General features: G+C 61.3%; 20 protein-coding genes. 5 read left to right on the top strand and 15 right to left on the bottom strand.

Annotation, left to right across the window (positions count from 1 at the left end):
* Position 1: 1 nt before the first annotated feature.
* Positions 2–1,105, bottom strand: coding sequence for an efflux RND transporter periplasmic adaptor subunit (locus ABWL43_RS06235; protein ID WP_404487195.1), 1,104 nt, complete (start codon positions 1,103–1,105; stop codon positions 2–4).
* A 93-nt stretch (positions 1,106–1,198) separates the two neighbouring features.
* Here ABWL43_RS06235 and ABWL43_RS06230 point away from each other — a divergent pair, with 93 nt between their 5' ends.
* Positions 1,199–1,834 carry a TetR/AcrR family transcriptional regulator gene (locus tag ABWL43_RS06230; protein WP_145161820.1) on the top strand — a complete coding sequence of 212 codons (636 nt, stop codon included), beginning with the start codon at positions 1,199–1,201 and terminating at the stop codon, positions 1,832–1,834.
* 115 nt (positions 1,835–1,949) lie between these two features.
* Here ABWL43_RS06230 and ABWL43_RS06225 read toward each other — a convergent pair whose 3' ends face one another.
* Positions 1,950–2,732 (bottom strand): class I SAM-dependent methyltransferase, encoded by a 783-nt coding sequence (locus tag ABWL43_RS06225; RefSeq protein ID WP_145161817.1) that lies wholly within the window; start codon positions 2,730–2,732, stop codon positions 1,950–1,952.
* Between the two features lie 96 nt (positions 2,733–2,828).
* Between ABWL43_RS06225 and ABWL43_RS06220 the strand changes: the two genes are divergently transcribed.
* The gene (locus ABWL43_RS06220) at positions 2,829–3,449 is read left to right on the top strand and encodes an energy transducer TonB (RefSeq protein WP_145161814.1); all 621 of its coding nucleotides are present in this window, start codon (positions 2,829–2,831) and stop codon (positions 3,447–3,449) included.
* A gap of 3 nt (positions 3,450–3,452) precedes the next feature.
* On the opposite strand, the gene ABWL43_RS06215 is transcribed toward ABWL43_RS06220, so the two are convergent.
* The 7 genes from ABWL43_RS06215 to ppc all read right to left on the bottom strand — a co-directional run bounded on the left by ABWL43_RS06215 (position 3,453) and on the right by ppc (position 10,695).
* A complete protein-coding gene (locus tag ABWL43_RS06215; protein ID WP_404487192.1) occupies positions 3,453–4,151 on the bottom strand; it encodes an extensin family protein in 699 nt (232 codons plus the stop codon).
* Positions 4,152–4,154: 3 nt separating this feature from the next.
* Complete coding sequence (locus tag ABWL43_RS06210; RefSeq protein WP_262210449.1) at positions 4,155–4,982, bottom strand: isocitrate lyase/phosphoenolpyruvate mutase family protein; 828 nt, start codon at positions 4,980–4,982, stop codon at positions 4,155–4,157.
* A gap of 27 nt (positions 4,983–5,009) precedes the next feature.
* Complete coding sequence (locus ABWL43_RS06205; protein ID WP_369300826.1) at positions 5,010–5,870, bottom strand: DUF72 domain-containing protein; 861 nt, start codon at positions 5,868–5,870, stop codon at positions 5,010–5,012.
* Positions 5,870–6,184, bottom strand: coding sequence for a hypothetical protein (locus ABWL43_RS06200; protein ID WP_262210451.1), 315 nt, complete (start codon positions 6,182–6,184; stop codon positions 5,870–5,872). Before ABWL43_RS06200 ends, ABWL43_RS06205 begins: the two co-directional genes overlap by 1 nt.
* 160 nt (positions 6,185–6,344) lie before the next feature.
* Positions 6,345–7,031: a tRNA (adenosine(37)-N6)-threonylcarbamoyltransferase complex dimerization subunit type 1 TsaB gene (tsaB, locus tag ABWL43_RS06195; protein WP_404487189.1), complete on the bottom strand. Its 687-nt coding sequence runs from the start codon at positions 7,029–7,031 to the stop codon at positions 6,345–6,347.
* 90 nt (positions 7,032–7,121) lie between these two features.
* Positions 7,122–7,769 carry an adenylate kinase gene (gene adk / locus ABWL43_RS06190; RefSeq protein ID WP_145161799.1) on the bottom strand — a complete coding sequence of 216 codons (648 nt, stop codon included), beginning with the start codon at positions 7,767–7,769 and terminating at the stop codon, positions 7,122–7,124.
* Positions 7,770–8,049: 280 nt separating this feature from the next.
* A complete protein-coding gene (gene ppc, locus ABWL43_RS06185) occupies positions 8,050–10,695 on the bottom strand; it encodes a phosphoenolpyruvate carboxylase (RefSeq protein WP_404487187.1) in 2,646 nt (881 codons plus the stop codon).
* Between the two features lie 184 nt (positions 10,696–10,879).
* Here ppc and ABWL43_RS06180 point away from each other — a divergent pair, with 184 nt between their 5' ends.
* The 3 genes from ABWL43_RS06180 to ABWL43_RS06170 all read left to right on the top strand — a co-directional run bounded on the left by ABWL43_RS06180 (position 10,880) and on the right by ABWL43_RS06170 (position 12,774).
* Entirely contained in the window at positions 10,880–11,224 is a 345-nt protein-coding gene (locus tag ABWL43_RS06180) for a pilin assembly protein (RefSeq protein ID WP_145161793.1), read from the top strand.
* A gap of 283 nt (positions 11,225–11,507) precedes the next feature.
* Positions 11,508–11,933 carry a DUF4398 domain-containing protein gene (locus tag ABWL43_RS06175; protein WP_145161788.1) on the top strand — a complete coding sequence of 142 codons (426 nt, stop codon included), beginning with the start codon at positions 11,508–11,510 and terminating at the stop codon, positions 11,931–11,933.
* A 55-nt stretch (positions 11,934–11,988) separates the two neighbouring features.
* Positions 11,989–12,774 carry an OmpA family protein gene (locus ABWL43_RS06170; RefSeq protein WP_106577200.1) on the top strand — a complete coding sequence of 262 codons (786 nt, stop codon included), beginning with the start codon at positions 11,989–11,991 and terminating at the stop codon, positions 12,772–12,774.
* 50 nt (positions 12,775–12,824) lie between these two features.
* On the opposite strand, the gene ABWL43_RS06165 is transcribed toward ABWL43_RS06170, so the two are convergent.
* The 6 genes from ABWL43_RS06165 to ABWL43_RS06140 all read right to left on the bottom strand — a co-directional run bounded on the left by ABWL43_RS06165 (position 12,825) and on the right by ABWL43_RS06140 (position 17,280).
* Complete coding sequence (locus ABWL43_RS06165; RefSeq protein WP_242194332.1) at positions 12,825–13,109, bottom strand: hypothetical protein; 285 nt, start codon at positions 13,107–13,109, stop codon at positions 12,825–12,827.
* Between the two features lie 125 nt (positions 13,110–13,234).
* Complete coding sequence (locus ABWL43_RS06160) at positions 13,235–13,561, bottom strand: hypothetical protein (protein WP_106577202.1); 327 nt, start codon at positions 13,559–13,561, stop codon at positions 13,235–13,237.
* The gene (locus ABWL43_RS06155; RefSeq protein ID WP_145161785.1) at positions 13,558–14,463 is read right to left on the bottom strand and encodes an alpha/beta hydrolase; all 906 of its coding nucleotides are present in this window, start codon (positions 14,461–14,463) and stop codon (positions 13,558–13,560) included. The genes ABWL43_RS06160 and ABWL43_RS06155 overlap by 4 nt, the downstream gene beginning before the upstream one ends.
* A gap of 112 nt (positions 14,464–14,575) precedes the next feature.
* The gene (locus ABWL43_RS06150) at positions 14,576–15,853 is read right to left on the bottom strand and encodes a flavohemoglobin expression-modulating QEGLA motif protein (RefSeq protein WP_106577204.1); all 1,278 of its coding nucleotides are present in this window, start codon (positions 15,851–15,853) and stop codon (positions 14,576–14,578) included.
* A 21-nt stretch (positions 15,854–15,874) separates the two neighbouring features.
* Entirely contained in the window at positions 15,875–16,435 is a 561-nt protein-coding gene (locus ABWL43_RS06145) for a hypothetical protein (RefSeq protein ID WP_404487183.1), read from the bottom strand.
* Between the two features lie 128 nt (positions 16,436–16,563).
* Positions 16,564–17,280: a TetR/AcrR family transcriptional regulator gene (locus tag ABWL43_RS06140; RefSeq protein ID WP_145161779.1), complete on the bottom strand. Its 717-nt coding sequence runs from the start codon at positions 17,278–17,280 to the stop codon at positions 16,564–16,566.
* Positions 17,281–17,422 lie beyond the last annotated feature (142 nt).

Below are 17,422 nucleotides of genomic sequence, written 5' to 3'. Positions count from 1 at the left end.
ACTACTCCTTGTTGGCCGCCAGATTCACCACGCGGTTGGAGCGATCCACCGGGCGCACTTGCTGGCCCTCATGGAGCACATGCACACCGGCCGCAATCACCCAATCGGTGGGGGCCAGACCTTCCAGTACCGGCACGGTTTTTTCACCAAAGGCGCCGATCCGCACCGGCGTGCGCTTGAGCGTGTTGTCTGGCTGCACCACCCAGACGTAGGACGCGCCATTCTCTGCACTCACCGCTGACAGCGGCACCGCCAGCGCAATCACGCCGTCAGCCTGTATGAATACGCGGGCGCTCTGGCCCAGCTCGGCCGGGACTTTGCCGCCGGTGAAGGCAACGCGGGCGGCAAAGGTGCGCGATTTTGGATCAGCAGCCGGCGACAGTTCACGGATACGCCCGGCAAAACGTTGGTCGGGCTGACTCCACAACTCAACCGACACAGGCTGGCCGATCTTGAACCGGCCGAAACCTTGCTCCGGCAGGCTGATCAGCACTTCGCGCTCGCCATCGGTGGCCAGGGTGAAGACGGTTTGGCCGGCCGACACCACTTGGCCAACTTCCACCGCGCGCTTGGCGACCACACCGTCCTGGGGCGCGCGCAGCACGGCGTAACCGGCCTGGTTGCTGGATACGTCGAACTCGGCCTTGATCTGCTTGAGGCGTGATTCACCGGATCGGTAGAGGTTTTCGGAATTGTCGTACTGAGAACGGCTGACCATCTGACGGTCCATCAGGGTCTTGTAGCGATCACGCTCGGCGCGCACCAGGCTCAGGTTGGCTTCGGCGGCGGCCACTTGGGCGCGCGTGGCTTCCAGTTGCAGGCGCACATCCTGCGGATCGAGTTCGGCCAGCGGTTGGTTGGCCTTGACCCGCTCTCCCTCCTCCACCAGGCGTTTACTGACTTTGCCGCCAATGCGAAAGGCCAGGTCCGGCTCATAACGGGCACGTACCTCGCCTGGAAAGCTGTCCATCGCCTGCGCCGAGGGCTGCGGTTGCACCACCATGGCTGGACGGAGGGTGGTGTGGGCCGCTTCTTCATGGCCGCAGGCGGCCAACAGGAAGATCAGGCTGACAGGCAACGCAAGGGGCAGGAAAGTGCTGCGCATGCTGTAGGACCTTTCGCAAATGGAGCTAGGAATAATTATACTGGCCGGTATGTTATTAATACCAAACTCACCAGTCCAGTATTAAAGGTGAAAATGTCCGACAATCCTGTAAACACCAATAGCCCCGGGCGTCCCAAGGACATGGCAAAACGCCAGGCAATCCTCGAAGCCGCGAAAAATCTGTTTTTGAGCAATGGCTACGCCAGCACCAGCATGGATGCCGTGGCAATGGAGGCCGGCGTGTCGAAACTGACCGTCTACAGCCACTTCACCGACAAAGAGACGCTGTTCACCGCCGCCGTCGTGGCCAAGTGCGAAGAACAGTTGCCGGTGATGTATTTCGAGCTGCCCGCCGGCATGCCGGTGGAAACCGTGCTGCTGAACATCGCACGGGGCTTTCATCGGCTGATCAACAGCGAGGAGTCGGTGAACCTGCATCGCCTGATGATGACCACCGGCAATCAGGACGTGAAACTCTCACAGATCTTCTTTGAAGCCGGGCCGATGCGCATGCTGCAGGGCATGGAGCGCCTGCTCAGCCGCATCCACCAGAGCGGCGCGCTGAGCATCGACAAACCGTTTACGGCGGCCGAGCACTTCTTTTGCCTGCTCAAGGGCACGGCGAATTTCTGCTTGCTGTATGGCTGCGGCGGGCAACTGAGCGAAGAAGCCGCCGAGGCGCATGTGCAGGAGGTGGTGGGGTTGTTTATGCGGGCTTACAAACCCTGACGCTGGGTGGTGTCTGGACTGGCGCAATCGCAGGCAAGCCAGCTCCCACAGGAGAATGCATTCCAGCATGAGAACACGGTCAACTGTGGGAGCTGGCTTGCCTGCGATGAGGCCCTCAAGGCTTGAGCGCTTTCTTCGGATAAATGTCATACCGGCTCGATTTGCCATCCAGCGCATGGCTCGGCTTTGGCCCTTCAATGCACGGCGCCTTGCGTGGACGCTTGACCACCACGCGGTGACTGGCCAAGGCCAAGGCCGCGGCGAGCAACGCCGGTGCGTCCGGGTCATCGCCCACCAACGGCCGGAACAGGCGCATTTCCTTCTTCACCAGCGCGGTTTTCTCACGGTGGGGAAACATCGGGTCCAGGTAGATCACCTGCGGCGGCTCACCTTCCCAATTGCGCATTACGTCGATGGAGTTGCCCTTGAGCAACTTCATGCGCGCCACAATCGGCGCCACTTCGAAGTCATCCGCGCCACGGGCCAGGCCGTCTTCGAGCAAGGCGCCGATCAGCGGCTGGCGCTCGATCAGGCTCATCTCGCAGCCAAGGCTGGCCAGCACGAACGCGTCCTTGCCCAGCCCCGCCGTGGCGTCCAGCACGCGTGGGCGCACGCCTTGGGCAATGCCCACCGCCTTGGCGATCATCTGCCCGCTGCCACCGCCGTATAGACGCCGGTGCGCCGCGCCACCTTCGACAAAATCCACGCGCACCGGCCCCGGTGCATCGGGCCCGAGCTGCTGCAGTTGCAGGCCGTGCTCGCCCACTTGCAGGGAAAAGTCCGCCTCTTCCAGTTGCACAGGCAGGCCGAGCTGCGACGCCCACTGCTCGGCACGCGCCTGAAAACCTTCGGCCAAAGCCTCGACCCGAATGCGGCTGGCCGCTGGTTGTTCGCTCATCAATCGCTACGCTCAAAAATATTAAGGATCGGCAAACAGCGGCCGATAAAAACAACAGTCAGGTATTTTGCCAGAGCTGAGCGTCGACCGAGAAAAATGTCAGACATTCTTCCCCTAACCATCGGTGTACTGCCGACCCACAACCACTACGGCCTGCGCAATACTCAAGCGCTGGCCGGGGTGAGTCATGTGTGGCAGGACTTCTTTGCCCGGGCGTTGGCCGAGCAGCTCGGCGACACGCCGGACGCGCGCGCCGCCAAAGCACCGGCACCCAGAGACCCGGCGGTAGAACCCAGCGAAGGCGCCGACCTGCTGTCGCAGATCCTCACCCAGCGTGAATGCGACGTGAAAGACACCGAAATAGCCCCGCCGGAACCGCTGTTCCTGCCGATCGCCGAATTCGAAACCGAGTTGCTGCCGCCACCCGCTACGCCGTTCCCGGCGCAAGAAATCGTTGCCCAACAGCGCCAGCAGAACTTTGAAAGTGGCTGGGTGCGCCCGCTGGTGCTGAATGCCGGCCAGCCGCTGCCTGAGCCTGGGCCGGCGCCTGAACCGCAGCCGCTGCACCTGCCCATCGCCGAGTTCGAACTGGACTTGCTGCCGCCGCCCGCCGTGCCTTATCCAAAGGAAGAGCTGGTGGCGCAACAGAAAGCGCTCGACTTCGACTACCACTGGGCGCGCCCACTGATCCTCAACAACCTGCGCCTGGCCGCCTGAGGCTCAGCGACACACTCCCCAACGCCCCATGTCCAGATGGAAGTGGTTGCGATGAGCAGCGTTGTAGTCCGGGCTCAGCACCACGTTGAAATCATCGCAGGCGCCATCGCGCACCTGGCGCAGAAACCGCGCGCTGTCGCCCGTCCCCGGCCAATCCTTGAGCACACTGATGCTGCGCCCATCCGCCAGGCGGAAGCCGGCGATATCCAGCGCATTGGCCGAGGCGTGCTGACTGAGCCGCCCGTCTGCACGGTTATACATATTGCGACAGGCAAAGCTGCCCAGGTGATCGACCCGCGTCACCGCCTGACCAAACACCGCCTGTGCCGCAGGTTGCAGGCTGTGGCGTTCGAACAGGGCAAAGGCGACGGCCAGCGGGCAACTGGCGAGAAAGCTGCTGCTCAAGGCTACGTCAGCGCCTTGTACGCGCAAGACATTGCGCAATGGGCACGCGGCATCAGCCGGGCTGTCGGCCTGATGGCTGACGCGCAAGTCCGAGGTTTTCAGCACCTCATCGCACAGCGCTGGATCATCCTGCAGGCGACCGAGCTTGAAGCGCGTGAGCAGGTTCGGCTTGGCACGCACATCCAGCGGCGCCCAGGGGTTCCATTCGGCAGGCAACGGCACCCAGCCACGCCACACGCCCACTGCGAACACCCCCGCCAGCAACAGCAGCGCACCGCTCACGTTAAGAAAACGCACGGCTCAGCCCTTGAAGAATTGGTTGGCCTGGCTGAATGGCATCTTGCGCTCGGTGAAGGTAAAGGTGCCCAACTGGTAGACCTCCTGCGCGGCGCGGTAGAACTCGCCATACGCCGCCAGCGCCATGGCCGAGCCGACACTGATGCGGCGCACGCCCATCTCGCTCAACTGCGCGACGCTGAGGTTCAAGCCACCGGACATCAACACATTCACCGGTTTCGGCGCGACCGCCCTGACCACCGCCAACACGTCTTCGGCACTGCTCAACGCCGGCGCATAGAGCACGTCGGCTCCCGCCTCGGCGTAGGCCTGCAGGCGGCGAATGGTGTCAGGCAAATCCAGGCGACCATGCAGGAGGTTTTCCGCGCGAGCCGTCAGGGTGAACGCAAATGGCAGACTGCGGGCCGCCGCAACCGCCGCTTCGACGCGCTCAACAGACAAATCAAACGGATAGATCGGGTCGACGGCAATGCCTGTGGCGTCTTCGATGGAGCCACCGACGATGCCCGTGGCGGCCGCGCGCAGGATGGTCTGAGCGCAGCCTTCGGGGGTATCGCTGAAACCGTTTTCCAGATCGGCCGCCACCGGCAGTGCGGTCGCCCGAACGATGGCTGACGCATTGCCCAGCGTGTCCTCCAGCGACAACGCACCTTCCGCATCCGGCCGCCCCAGGCTGAATGCATAACCTGCGCTGGTGGTGGCCAGGGCTTCAAAACCCAGGCTGGCGAGCATGATGGCCGAGCCGGCGTCCCACGGGTTGGGCATCACGAACGCGCGATCACGCTCGTGCAAGGCTTTGAAGGTTTCGGCGCGAAGGGTTTGGGCATCCATGTCTGACTCCTGGCGGAAAAAGGAGCCTTAGAGTAACCCCAGTTGCTCCGCTGCGGGTTCTCGATGCAAGGTCGGCAGCGGTGGCAGGCCCGGCAAACGCGCCATCAGTTGTTGATGAAAACGCAGCGCCAGTTGCGCGGCAAGGCGGTTATCCGAGGTGTGCAGGAACACATACGGCGTGCGGCCTTCCTCGATCCAACCGGCGACTTTTTCCACCCACGGCACCAGGAACGGGTCGTTGGCTTCCAGCTCCGGATGACCAATGAAACGCACTTGGGGAAACAGCGTCAGCGCGGCCGGGCGCGGCGGCACCTTGGGTTTCTTCGACTGGGCGTGCAGCACGGCGGCTGAGGTAGAGGTGCAACTGAACAGCGCGCGCGGGTCGAGGCAGATTCGCTCAACACCACGGTCACGCAGCAGACGGTTGAGGCTGCGCTCGTCATCGCCCTTGGCGAAGAACGCCTGATGGCGCACTTCCACCGCCAGCGGGCGCTCCAGTCCATCAATAAAACCGGCCAGTTCACCCAGGCGTTGGGGCGAAAAGCTCGCCGGCAGTTGCAGCCACAGCGGCGCGACACGCTCACCCAATGGGCTCATCAAGCCGACAAAACTTTCCGCTGCCGGCAACTGCTCACGCAGGTCGCCACTGTGGCTGATGTCGCCGGGGAATTTGGCGGTGAAGCGAAAATCGGCGGGCATGATTTCAGCCCAGCGCTGCACGGTGGCGGCCGAGGGTCGGGCATAAAACGTGGTGTTGCCTTCAACGGCGTTGAAGACTTGGGCATACAGCGAAAGGTAATCGCTGGCGCGTGCGTCGGCAGGGTACAGGTACTCGCGCCAGGCGTTTTCACTCCAGGACGGGCAACCGATAAAGTAAGGCAGACGCATCAGATATGGATGTCGAGACCCAGCACTTCCATATCCCATTCGACAAAGCCGGCAGTGGTCAGGTAGCTGGCCAGGGCTGTAGCGACGCTTTTGCTCATGGAGCGGGGGAAGACCATGTCTTGCTGACGCGCGGGAAGACCGCTGATACGCGCGCCGGCTGAACCTTGGGCGCTGGAATGAGAACTGGCATGCGACTCGGATTGGACCTCGATGAAGTCCGGCGAATCCTCGACGGAATCGTCTACCGTCACGTTCGCCTTGCGCAGCTTACGTTTGAGGGGGTAGGACTGTGAGGAGAAGCCGTCTATACGCATACATGCAGACTCGGTATCAATGATGGCAATTTAGCGGCACTTTCCGTGGTGCGCAAATGCTCTGGTGATAACTAGAACACATAATTTGTAAAAGGTTTAAAAACGGGGCCAAATTCTGACGATTGGCGAACTTTGCCCCAAATTGCCATCATTTTTGACGTCAAATAATCCCGCGTTCAGCCTTGGTCTGCGCGACTTTATCACGCAGATAAACCGGCGCCGCCTGATCGGCCGGAATCGCTTCGCCACGCTCGAAAGCGAAGCGTGCCAGCGTCAGCAAGTCCTGGGCATGAGGCAACATCGCAGCGTCCTGGCCCACCAGCTTTACGCCGATGCGCTCGCCATAACCCCAGCCAGTGCCGGCACCGAACCAGTCACCGCTAACATCCGCCGGCAACACAGAGGACTGCGGCGATTGCACTGCTTCGACGCCCACCAGGCGCATTTCGCCAGCGTGCTCGCGGTAGCAACCCCAATAGACTTCGTCCATGCGCGCGTCGATGGCCGCGGCGACTTGCGAAGCGCCGTGTTCACGCAAGGCACGCTGGGCCAGCACTGCCAGGTTGGAGACCGGCAATACCGGACGCTCCAACGCAAAGGCCAGGCCCTGGACCACACCGATGGCAATCCGCACACCAGTGAACGCACCCGGGCCACGGCCAAAGGCAATGGCGTCGACGGCCGCGAGCGTGGTGCCCGCGTCCTCAAGCAGTTGCTTGATCATCGGCAACAGCTTCTGCGCATGCAGGCGCGGGATCACCTCGTAGTGGCTCGTTACCTTGCCATCGTGCAGCAAGGCAACGGAGCAAGCTTCAGTCGCGGTGTCCAGGGCCAGCAGGGTGCTCATGGGTGTCGGTGTCCAAGTCGAAAAAAAGTGCGCCAGTATAAACAACAACGGCCCGCAAGCGGGCCGTTGTCAGTGAAGCCGATCGATGGATCAGCTCAACGCTTGCAGCACCTTGGCGGTGATGGCTTCTACGGAGCCGACGCCAGGGATGTGGCTGTACTTCGGCTTGCCGTTGGCAGCAGACAACTTCTGGTAGAAATCCACCAGCGGCTTGGTCTGCGAATGGTAGACCGACAGGCGATGACGCACGGTTTCTTCAGTGTCGTCTTTACGCTGCACCAGGTCGTCGCCGGTGACATCGTCCTTGCCAGCCACTTTAGGCGGGTTGTAGACGATGTGGTAAACGCGGCCCGAGGCTTCGTGAACACGACGACCGGCGATGCGCTGGACGATTTCTTCGTCTTCAACTGCGATTTCAACCACGGCATCCAGCTCGACGCCGGCTTTCACCAAGGCTTCAGCCTGGGGAATGGTGCGTGGGAAACCGTCGAACAGGAAGCCGTTCTTGCAGTCTTCCTGGCTGATGCGTTCCTTGACCAGGTTGATGATCAGGTCATCGGAAACCAGGCCGCCGCTGTCCATCACGCTTTTTGCGATCAGGCCCAGCTCGGTGCCCGCCTTGACGGCCGCGCGCAGCATGTCGCCGGTGGAGATTTGTGGAATGCCGAATTTTTCAGTGATGAACTTTGCCTGAGTACCTTTACCGGCCCCGGGAGCTCCCAGCAGAATGACGCGCATCGATGTGCTCCTCAATTTTTTATAGAGATGACGCTCGGATTCGCCGCGTGGGGCCAATCTCGTAAAAATATGGGTCCAGGCCGATCAAACGGCCAAAGGCTGATCAAGATACACAGCGGGCTCTATCCATACAAGCCGCCGAAAGTCGCAGGAACCCACGCCCGGCATGCGTCACAGCTCGGGTGTGCCTGAGTGCAACCTTGCCCCGCAAACGCCGACCGCCCTTTTCGGGGCGGTCGTCATGGTTTATCTGCAAGCCGTTGAGAACACGCAGAAAACTTTAACCGGTGTTGCGCAAACCGGCGGCAATACCGGCCACAGACACCAGCAGCGCCTGTTCCAGAGGGCTGTCCTGTGCGGCTTCCTGCTCACGCGAGCGCGCCAGCAACTCGGCTTGCAGCAAGTGCAACGGGTCGAGGTAGGTGTTGCGCAGACGGATGAACTCAAGGGTGTCTGGGCTATGGGCCAGCAGTTGCGACTGGCCAGTCAGGCCAAGCACCACGCTGCACGCCTGCGACAATAGGTCGCGTAAGTGCGCACCCAATGGCAGCAGGTCCGGTTGCACCAGACGCTCGTCATACAGGCGGGCAATATCGGCATCGGCCTTGGCCAGCACCATTTCCAGCATGTCGATGCGCGTGCGGAAGAACGGCCACTGCTCGCGCATCTGCCCCAGCAACTCGCCTTCACCCCGCTCCAGGGCCTTGCTGAGTGCTGCTTCCCAGCCGAGCCACGCAGGCAGCATCAGGCGGGTTTGGGTCCAGCCGAAGATCCATGGAATGGCCCGCAGGCTTTCGATTCCGCCCGCGCGGCGCTTGGCCGGGCGACTGCCGAGCGGCAAGCGGCCGAGCTCCTGCTCTGGCGTGGACTGGCGAAAATACTCGACGAACTGCGGATTTTCCCGCACCACGGCGCGGTAGGCGCTGACACCGTCTGCTGCCAATTCATCCATCAAATGGCGCCAGGCAGGCTCCGGTGGTGGCGGTGGCAACAGCGTGGCTTCCAATACGGCGGCCAGGTACAGGTTGAGGTTCTGCTCAGCGATGTCCGGCAAGCCGAATTTGAAGCGGATCATTTCGCCTTGCTCGGTGGTACGGAAACGCCCCGCCACCGAGCCCGGCGGCTGCGACAGGATCGCCGCGTGCGCCGGGCCGCCGCCACGGCCGACGGTGCCGCCGCGACCGTGGAACAACAACAATTCCACCTGTTGTTCGCGGCAGATATCCACCAAGCGTTCCTGTGCCCGGTACTGTGCCCAGGCGGCGGCAGTAGTGCCGGCATCCTTGGCTGAGTCCGAGTAGCCAATCATGACTTCCTGCGGGCCTTGCAACCGCGCGCGATAGCCCGGCAATTGCAGCAGGGTTTCCATGACCGGCCCGGCGTTATCCAGGTCGGCCAGGGTTTCGAACAGCGGCACCACCCGCATCGGCCGTTGCACGCCCGACTCTTTAAGCAGCAGCTGCACCGCCAGCACATCGGAGGCGGCACCTGCCATCGAGATGACATACGAGCCGAGCGACGCAGCGGGCGCGGCGGCGATTTCCTTGCAGGTGTTCAACACCTCGGCAGTGTCCGCCGACGGTTTGAAGTAGCCCGGCAGCAGCGGTCGGCGATTGGTCAGCTCCTGGGTCAGGAAACTGATGCGTGCCTCTTCGTCCCAGTCTTCATAACGACCCAGGCCCAGGTAATCGGTGATTTCGGTCATGGCCGACGAATGCCGGCTGGAATCCTGGCGCACGTCCAGGCGTACCAGGAACAGGCCAAAGGTCACCGCACGGCGCAGGCAGTCGAGCAACGGGCCATCGGCGATCACGCCCATGCCGCACGCGTGCAGCGACTGATAACACAACTCCAGCGGGTCCAGCAGGTCACGGTTGTTCTGCAACACTTCGGCCGGCGCCGGGGTGTTGGCGGTCAGCGAGGTGTGCGCCCATTGGCGCGTGGCGCGCAGACGTTCGCGCAGTTGCTTGAGCAAGGCGCGATAAGGCTCAACGCTGTCGCCCACCTTGGCCTGCAACGCGGGGCTGGCCTGTTGCATCGACAGCTCGGACGCCAGGTGATCGATGTCGCGCAGGTACAGGTCCGCCGCCATCCAGCGCGCCAGCAGCAGCACTTCACGGGTCACCGGTGCGGTGACATTCGGGTTGCCGTCACGGTCGCCGCCCATCCACGAAGCAAAGCGGATCGGCGCTGCCTCCAGCGGCAGGTGCAGGCCGGTGGCGGCGTGCAGGGCATGGTCGGCTTTGCGCAAGTAGTTGGGGATGGCGTGCCACAGCGAATGCTCGATCACCGCAAAACCCCATTTTGCTTCGTCCACCGGGGTGGGCCGTACGCGGCGGATTTCTTCGGTGTGCCAGGCTTCGGCGATCAGCCGTTGCAGGCGCTCACGGATCTGTTCGCGCTCGGCAGTGGTGAGGTCGCGGTGGTCCTGCAGCGCCAGTTGCGCGGCAATCGCATCGTATTTCTGAATGAGGGTGCGCCGCGCCACTTCGGTGGGGTGGGCAGTGAGGACCAGTTCAATCTCCAGTCGCGCCAACTGGCGGGCCAGCGACTCGTTGCTGTGCCCTTCGCTTTGCAGGCGGGCCAGCAACTCGGGCAACACACGGGATTCGAACGGTGCCGGTTGCGACTCATCGCGCCGGTGGATCAATTGGTATTGCTCGGCAATGTTGGCCAGGTTGAGGAACTGGTTGAAGGCTCGCGCCACGGGCAGCAGTTCGTTTTCCTGCAATTGGTTCAAGCTGGCGCTGAGTTCCTCGCCGGCGGCTTGCTCGGCTACGGCTCCACGGCGGTCGGCCTTGGCGCCTTTGCGGATCTGCTCGATCTTGTCGAGAAAGTCGTCGCCGTACTGCTCTCGAATGGTGTTGCCCAACAGCTCACCCAGCAGGTGAACATCCTCACGCAAGCGTGCATCGATATCACTCATCAGCCAATCTCCAGCCAGAAATCCGGGACGCGCAGGGGTTCCAGAGTGCCGCCCGCGTCGGTTTCTGACAAGACACTTTAAACCTTGTGAGTTGCAGCTAGTCTCAACCGTGAGTCGCCGCGTTATCCGCGTCGGCGGCCGGACACTCATCACCGCCTGCTACTGCGGGCTCATTGAGGTTGCCATGAAGATTCGAGAACTGGCCCAGCATTGGGAAGAGAACGCCACGGGTCGCCTGACCAAGACCGAGTACGCGATTCATCTGGATGTGGAGTCTGCTGCACGGCTGGCCGCCATTGCCGAGATGTACCCCAAGCGCCACACCGAAGAACTGCTCGGCGAGCTGATCGGGGCCGCCCTTGAAGAGCTGGAAGCGAGCTTTCCCTACGTCAAGGGCCAGCACGTGATTGCCACCGATGAAGAGGGTGATCCCCTCTACGAAGACGTGGGCCCGACGCCACGCTTTCTCACGTTGTCCCGGCGCTATCTGCATGATTTGTCAGACAGTGCTGACGAACAGCAGCACTGATACACACCTGCAAAATCTCTTTTGACCCAAGTATTCCGGGCCTTTCACGGGCCCTGGGTACCTCTGCGCGCGTCGAAAGTTCCAACTTTTAAACGCTGACCATTCAGTCAGATATTTTTTTAGGCAATTCGCCATCTTCTCTGAACTTTTGAAAAAAGCCTCCGGTCACAACCAGTAAGCCATCACTTGGAACGGCCGTTTGAATAAGTGTTTCGAGCCTTGCCGCCGAGACCCGAACCGCCGACCAGTGCCATGGATTTTGATGTTTTTCAGGAGTTACCCAATGGAGTTGAAGACGATGAAGACCAGCACTGCCAAAACCTCGTTTAACCACCTGCGCGGGCTTAAATTGGCCGCGCTGGCAATCGGCACCAGCTTCGTTCTGGCGGGCTGCGCCGGCAACCCACCGACCGAGCAATACGCCGTGACCCAATCTGCGGTCAACAGCGCTGTAAGCGCCGGCGGCACCGAGTACGCAGCTGTGGAAATGAAGTCGGCTCAGGACAAGCTCAAAGAAGCCGAAATCGCCATGCATGACAAGAACTACGACAAGGCTCGTCAGTTGGCCGAACAAGCCGAGTGGGACGCTCGCGTTGCAGAGCGCAAAGCCCAGGCCGCCAAAGCCCAACAGGCTGTGAAGGACTCCCAGAAGGCTGTTCAGGAGCTGCGTCAGGAAGGCATGCGCCCAGCTGTTATCCAACAGCAATAAGCCAACGCCCCTGATTGCATTGCACCCGAAATCGAATTGAAAGGACGACACGACTATGCGTAAACAATTGATGATCCCTGCTCTGCTGGCGATGAGCGTTGCCCTGGCGGCCTGCTCCACCCCGCCGAACGCGAACCTGGAAAACGCACGGACCAACTTCTCGGCCCTGCAGACCAACCCACAAGCCACCAAGCTTGCGGCGCTGGAAACCAAGGACGCCAGCGACTGGCTGGACAAGGCTGACAAGGCCTACCGCGACAAGGAAGACGAGAAGAAGGTCGACCAACTGGCCTACCTGACCAATCAGCGCGTTGAAGTGGCCAAAGACACCATCGTGCTGCGTGAATCCGAAGCCAAGCTGAAAAACGCTGGCGACGAACGTGCTCGCGCCCTGCTGCAAGCCCGTGACGCCCAGATCAAGCAACTGCAAGACAGCTTGAACGCCAAGCAAACTGATCGCGGCACCCTGGTGACTTTCGGTGATGTGCTGTTCGCCACCAACAAGTCCGATCTGAAATCCAGCGGCCTGGTCAACATCACCAAGCTGGCGCAGTTCCTGCGTGACAACCCGGACCGTAAAGTGATCGTCGAAGGCTACACCGACAGCACCGGCTCCGACTCGTACAACCAGAGCCTGTCCGAGCGTCGTGCCGCTTCCGTGCAGCGCGCACTGGCTCAACAAGGCGTGGATATCTCGCGCATCGTGACCCAGGGTTACGGCAAGGAATACCCGGTTGCCGACAACGGCAGCGCCTCGGGCCGTGCCATGAACCGTCGCGTTGAAGTGACCATCTCCAACGACAACCAGCCGGTCAAGCCACGTTCTTCCGTTGCTAATTGATCGATTGAAGCAGTAAAAAAAACCCACCTTTTGGTGGGTTTTTTTATGCCTCAGACTTCGATTTTACGGCTGCTGTCATCGGCGGGCATCATGGCCTCCATGCCTTGTCGGCCCGCCATCAGTTTCTCCAGTTCCTGCGGGCCCTTCTGGTCCTCGGCGCTGCCGCCCTGAGACCCGCCCGCCGCCTTCGACAGCATGTCCATGAGCATCTTCATCGGGTCTTGCTTCTCTTGCTTCTGGGCGTCTTGAGCGCCGTCCTCACCGCCCTGCCCCAGCTTTGCTGCGCCCTGGGCCATTTCCAACATCTTACTGATCGCGCCAATTCCACCAACCATGATCACTCTCCCGGATTCGATATACGCAAATTAACTATCAGCAACACTGACACGTCATTCAGTGGCTTCTTACGCGATACGGTTCCAGATATTTCCGTGATCATGTGGCAGGGATGAAGCGCAGGTCACTCCTGCAGTTGCGGCGTCTCCTGGCCCATGCAGCGCACGGCCTGCTTCTTGTTGTTCACCAGCACACCGCTCAAGCCTTTTTGTTCGGTATCAAACATCACCAACACACCGTCGACGCACTGCGCCACTTGCGCCGCTGGCGTCAGGGAAATTTTGTAGTCCTCGCCCGGCACCGTCTTGAGCAGGGTGAAGTCGCTGAGCAGCAACGCATCTTCCGGCTTGGCGAAGTGCAGGTAGCCGTAATACCACAGGCAACCGACGGTGCCGATGATGGTGCCGACGCCGGTGAGGATCAGCGGGATCATGTTGCGTTCTTCGCTCATTGCGGGCTCTCTGACGTGTCAACGTTAGGGTTCGGGTAGTTGGGGATTTCCCCCAGGCGGCGCAGGCCGTTGAAGTGCTGCGGGTCGTCCAGATAACGCAGCATCACGGTTTGCCAGGTCTTGTCGGCAAATGTCTGCACATGGCCGCCACGCGTCAACTGCAACACCCTGGGCGGCGGCGCGGCCTGATACAGGCGAATGCCATTGGCCAGCGGCACGATCGGATCATCCAGGCTATGAAACAGCAGCTTGGGTACGCCGGTCAGTTGCGGCATGGCGTTGATCGCACTGTCAGCGTCGGGCACCAGCCAGGACAGGGGCACTTGAAACGGCCATGTTATCCAGGACGTACTCAGAGCGAATTGTCCTACGTCACGATAACTGGCGGGCACCCCGTCCAATACCAGCGCCTTGAGCTGCGGCTGGCGCTGCGGGTGCGCCGCCAGGTAATGCACAGCGAGTGCCCCACCCAGGCTTTGACCCAACACAATCAACGGTTGACCCTGGGTTTCGGGCGCCTTGTCGATCCAGTTGAACGCCGCATCAATGTCCTGGTAGATCGCCGGCAACGACGGCTTGCCTTCCGACAAACCGTACCCGCGGTAGTCCAGCAGCAGCACTTGATAGCCCTGCTCCGGCAACCACCAACTGCCCCCCAGGTGCCACGCCAGGTTGCCGCCGTTGCCATGCAAGTGCAGCACCGTGCCTTTGACTGGCACGCCGGATTTGGCCGGCAGCCACCAGGCGTGAAGCTTTACCCCGTCGGCGGTGGTCAGGGTGACATCGCGGTACTGCAGATGGGCTTTTTCCGGCGTGAACGGCAGGCCGGGTTCGGGGTAGAACAGCAGCGAGCTGCAGCCGTTCAATGTGAGTAGCAGGCAAAGAATGCCGAGGATTCTCATCCGTTGAAGCCTCGTAAGTGGGTTGGAAATCAGTCTTAAGATCAATAGAGATCAAAGGTGGGAGCTGGCTTGCCAGCGCCCACCTTTTGATCCGGTTTTTCAGGACTATCGCCTACAGGATATTCGAGTAATCCGCCTCGATCCGGTCCAGGCTCAAGTGGTTGAGGAAGTTGGAGAAGCACATCCACGCCGCCAGCGCGTTCATGTCGCGAAACTGCTCGGGCAGGTACTTGGGCGGCACCACCAGGCCTTCATCGACCAATTGGCGCAGGGTGCGCATGTCTTCCAGCGTGGTCTTGCCGCAGAACAGCAGCGGCACTTGTTCCAGCTTGCCTTTGCGCACGGCCAGCTGGATGTAGTTGTAGACCATGATAAAGCCCTTGAGGTAGGACAAATCCTTGGTAAACGGCAGACCGGTCGGCGTCGAGCCGCGGAAAACCCGGCTGGCATTGCCGTAGCTTTCGGCCATCTCAAAGCCTTGCTCACGGAAGAATTCGAACACCTGCAGGAAATCGGCGCCCTCCTCGACCATATGGATGGCACGGGTGCGGTTGGTCAATTTGCGCAAGCGGCTCGGGTAGGAGGCGAAGGTGATGATCTCCATCAGAATTGCCAGGCCTTCCTGGGTCACCGTGGACGACGGCGGGCCCTTGGACAGGAAGGTGCAGATCGGCTGGTTCTGACCGTTGAGCGTGGTGCCGACGTGCACCAGGCCTTCATGCACTTCCAGGGCGCGCACATCGCGGTCGTTGAACATCGCATCGGCGCGAATCTTGATGTAGTCGGCGCCAGCCGCCGCGTCCGCGACAATCCCGTCGGACTCAAACACGCGGATGGTTTCTTCGGCTTCGCCAAACACCTTGTTCAGGCGGGTTTGCAGCAACGCCACTGCATCCTTGGCGGTGAGGGTCTTGGCTTCGTCCTTGAGGTCGCCACGGCCGTCGATGTTGTTCAGGTAGTCAGACAGCATCAGGCCCAAGTCGGCCAGGGTCGGGTCGCCGGCGTGGAACGCATCGGAGGCGGCGCCATACAGCTCCTGGGAGATCAGACCGAAATCCTCGGTGCCGCGCGCTTCGAGCATGCGCACCACCATGCGGTATTCACGGCACATGCGCCGCATGATCTGCCCCACCGGGCTGAACTGGCCGAGGCGGCGGGTGATGTCGCGCTCGATGTTCTGGAACTCCAGCTTGACTGCACTGGAATCGAACGACAGTGGCCGGTTCAGGTAGTAGTCGCGGTCCACGGCCGGCATCGCCTTGCCCTTGGCCTTGAGGAAACCCTGACGAATGTTCTCGTCCCACTTCACGGCGTCGAGGACGCGAATCGGTGTTTGCGCCAGCACAATGCGATCAGACAAGGTGCGTATCGTCTGCTGGTAATCGTCCACCCGGTGCTTCCTCTTTAAACGTTATTTGCCCGCGCGCTGGTAGCGCACGGCTTCAACGAACACATCGGCATTGGCCGGGTCATCCAGGTAGGCAAACACCTGGTCCATGGAGCTGTCCACCAGCACGCCGGCGCCTTCGACCGTGTCGACGGTGCTGCCGTGCAGCACGTGTTGGCCGATGGCTTGGTGGATCTGCTCAAGGTCGAGGTTGTAGACCACCAATTCAGGCTTTTTGTCGCCTTCGTTTTCAAAGTCAAAGCCGGCGAGGATGAAATGCCCACCCAGCTTGTCCGGCAACGGCGCCGACAAATACCAGCGGTTGCCATGGCGCACCACGGTAAACAGGTACTCATCGCGCTGGACCGGCTTGGCTTTAGGGTAGCTCACGGCTTTATAGCGGTGCTCGCCGACGCGCGTGATCTGCAGGTTAAGCGGCTCGCCCCAGGCATTCTTGCTCGACCAATGGCCAAGCAAGGCGGCCGGCGCAGCGTCGCGCGCCAGCAGCGGGTCCTTGAAAGTCACCAGGCAACCGCTGAGCAACAGGAACGACAAGGCGATCAACGCGACATGCCAGGCTTTCATTGCGTACTCCATCAGGTGTCGGAGCTGGCTTGCGTGCGATACAGGCGCCTCGGTGCATCGGGTAATCCAAGGCGATGCTATCGCAGGAACGCCAGCCCCCACATAAAGCGGATAGCGCACAGGGTGTGCTAGACCGAAGCCAGCACCAAATGCATATAACGCTTGAGGATCTCAAGCATCTCTTCACCGGTCAGAGGCTCTGGGCCGCCAAGCAGGCCCTGATATTCCATCCGACCGATTATCGCCGTCAACACTTTGGCATCCTGTTGCGGCTCCCGAGAACCCAAGACCTGGAAAAACTGCCCGGTGCCCTGCAACAGAATCTGCTGATGGGACCGCACCAGTTGCGCCAGACGCGGGTTGAGCAAGGCTTCCTGGCGAAAGGCCTGCTCGGCCATCAGGTGTTCGCGGCGGTTGGTCAGTTGGCGCATCACGTAGTCGGCGGTGAGCCGCGCAATGTCATCGGCCAATTGCGAGCGCGACTGCGGGCTGCCATCGCCATAGGCGACCATCTCGCGCAGCAGGCCTTCGTTGCGCACCCACAGCTTGCCCATGAAGGCAGCGCTGCGTTCTACGTATTGGGCGAAGGTATCGGTGAGCAGGTCATCGATGTCCTTGAAATAATAGGTGGTGGCCGACAACGGCACGCCCGCCTCTGCCGCCACGGCGCGGTGGCGCACGCCACGTACACCATCGCGCACGACGATGCGCATGGCCGCATCGAGAATATCCTGCCTGCGCTGCTCGCTGCCCCGCCGACTGGCCTTACGGCCCTGGTACTGAACACTTTCAGCCACGGCAGCAGCAATGCCGGCGGCACCTTCTTGAGCCATTACGCGGTTCACGACAGATCTTCCTTTAAAGGGTGACGCGGAGCGTCACGGGCTGCGTTCCTACGCACAGTGTGGGAACGATCACCTGGCGCCGTTCTCTTGACGGCTGAATACGCCACATAAAAAAGCCGCCTTATAAAAGGCGGCTTCGGAT

Origin of the sequence: Pseudomonas sp. HT11, assembly GCF_044875395.1 — a bacterium.
Classification (GTDB): domain Bacteria; phylum Pseudomonadota; class Gammaproteobacteria; order Pseudomonadales; family Pseudomonadaceae; genus Aquipseudomonas.
The sequence above is the reverse complement of the archived record's forward strand: the minus strand, read 5'-3'. Positions and strand labels throughout refer to the sequence as shown.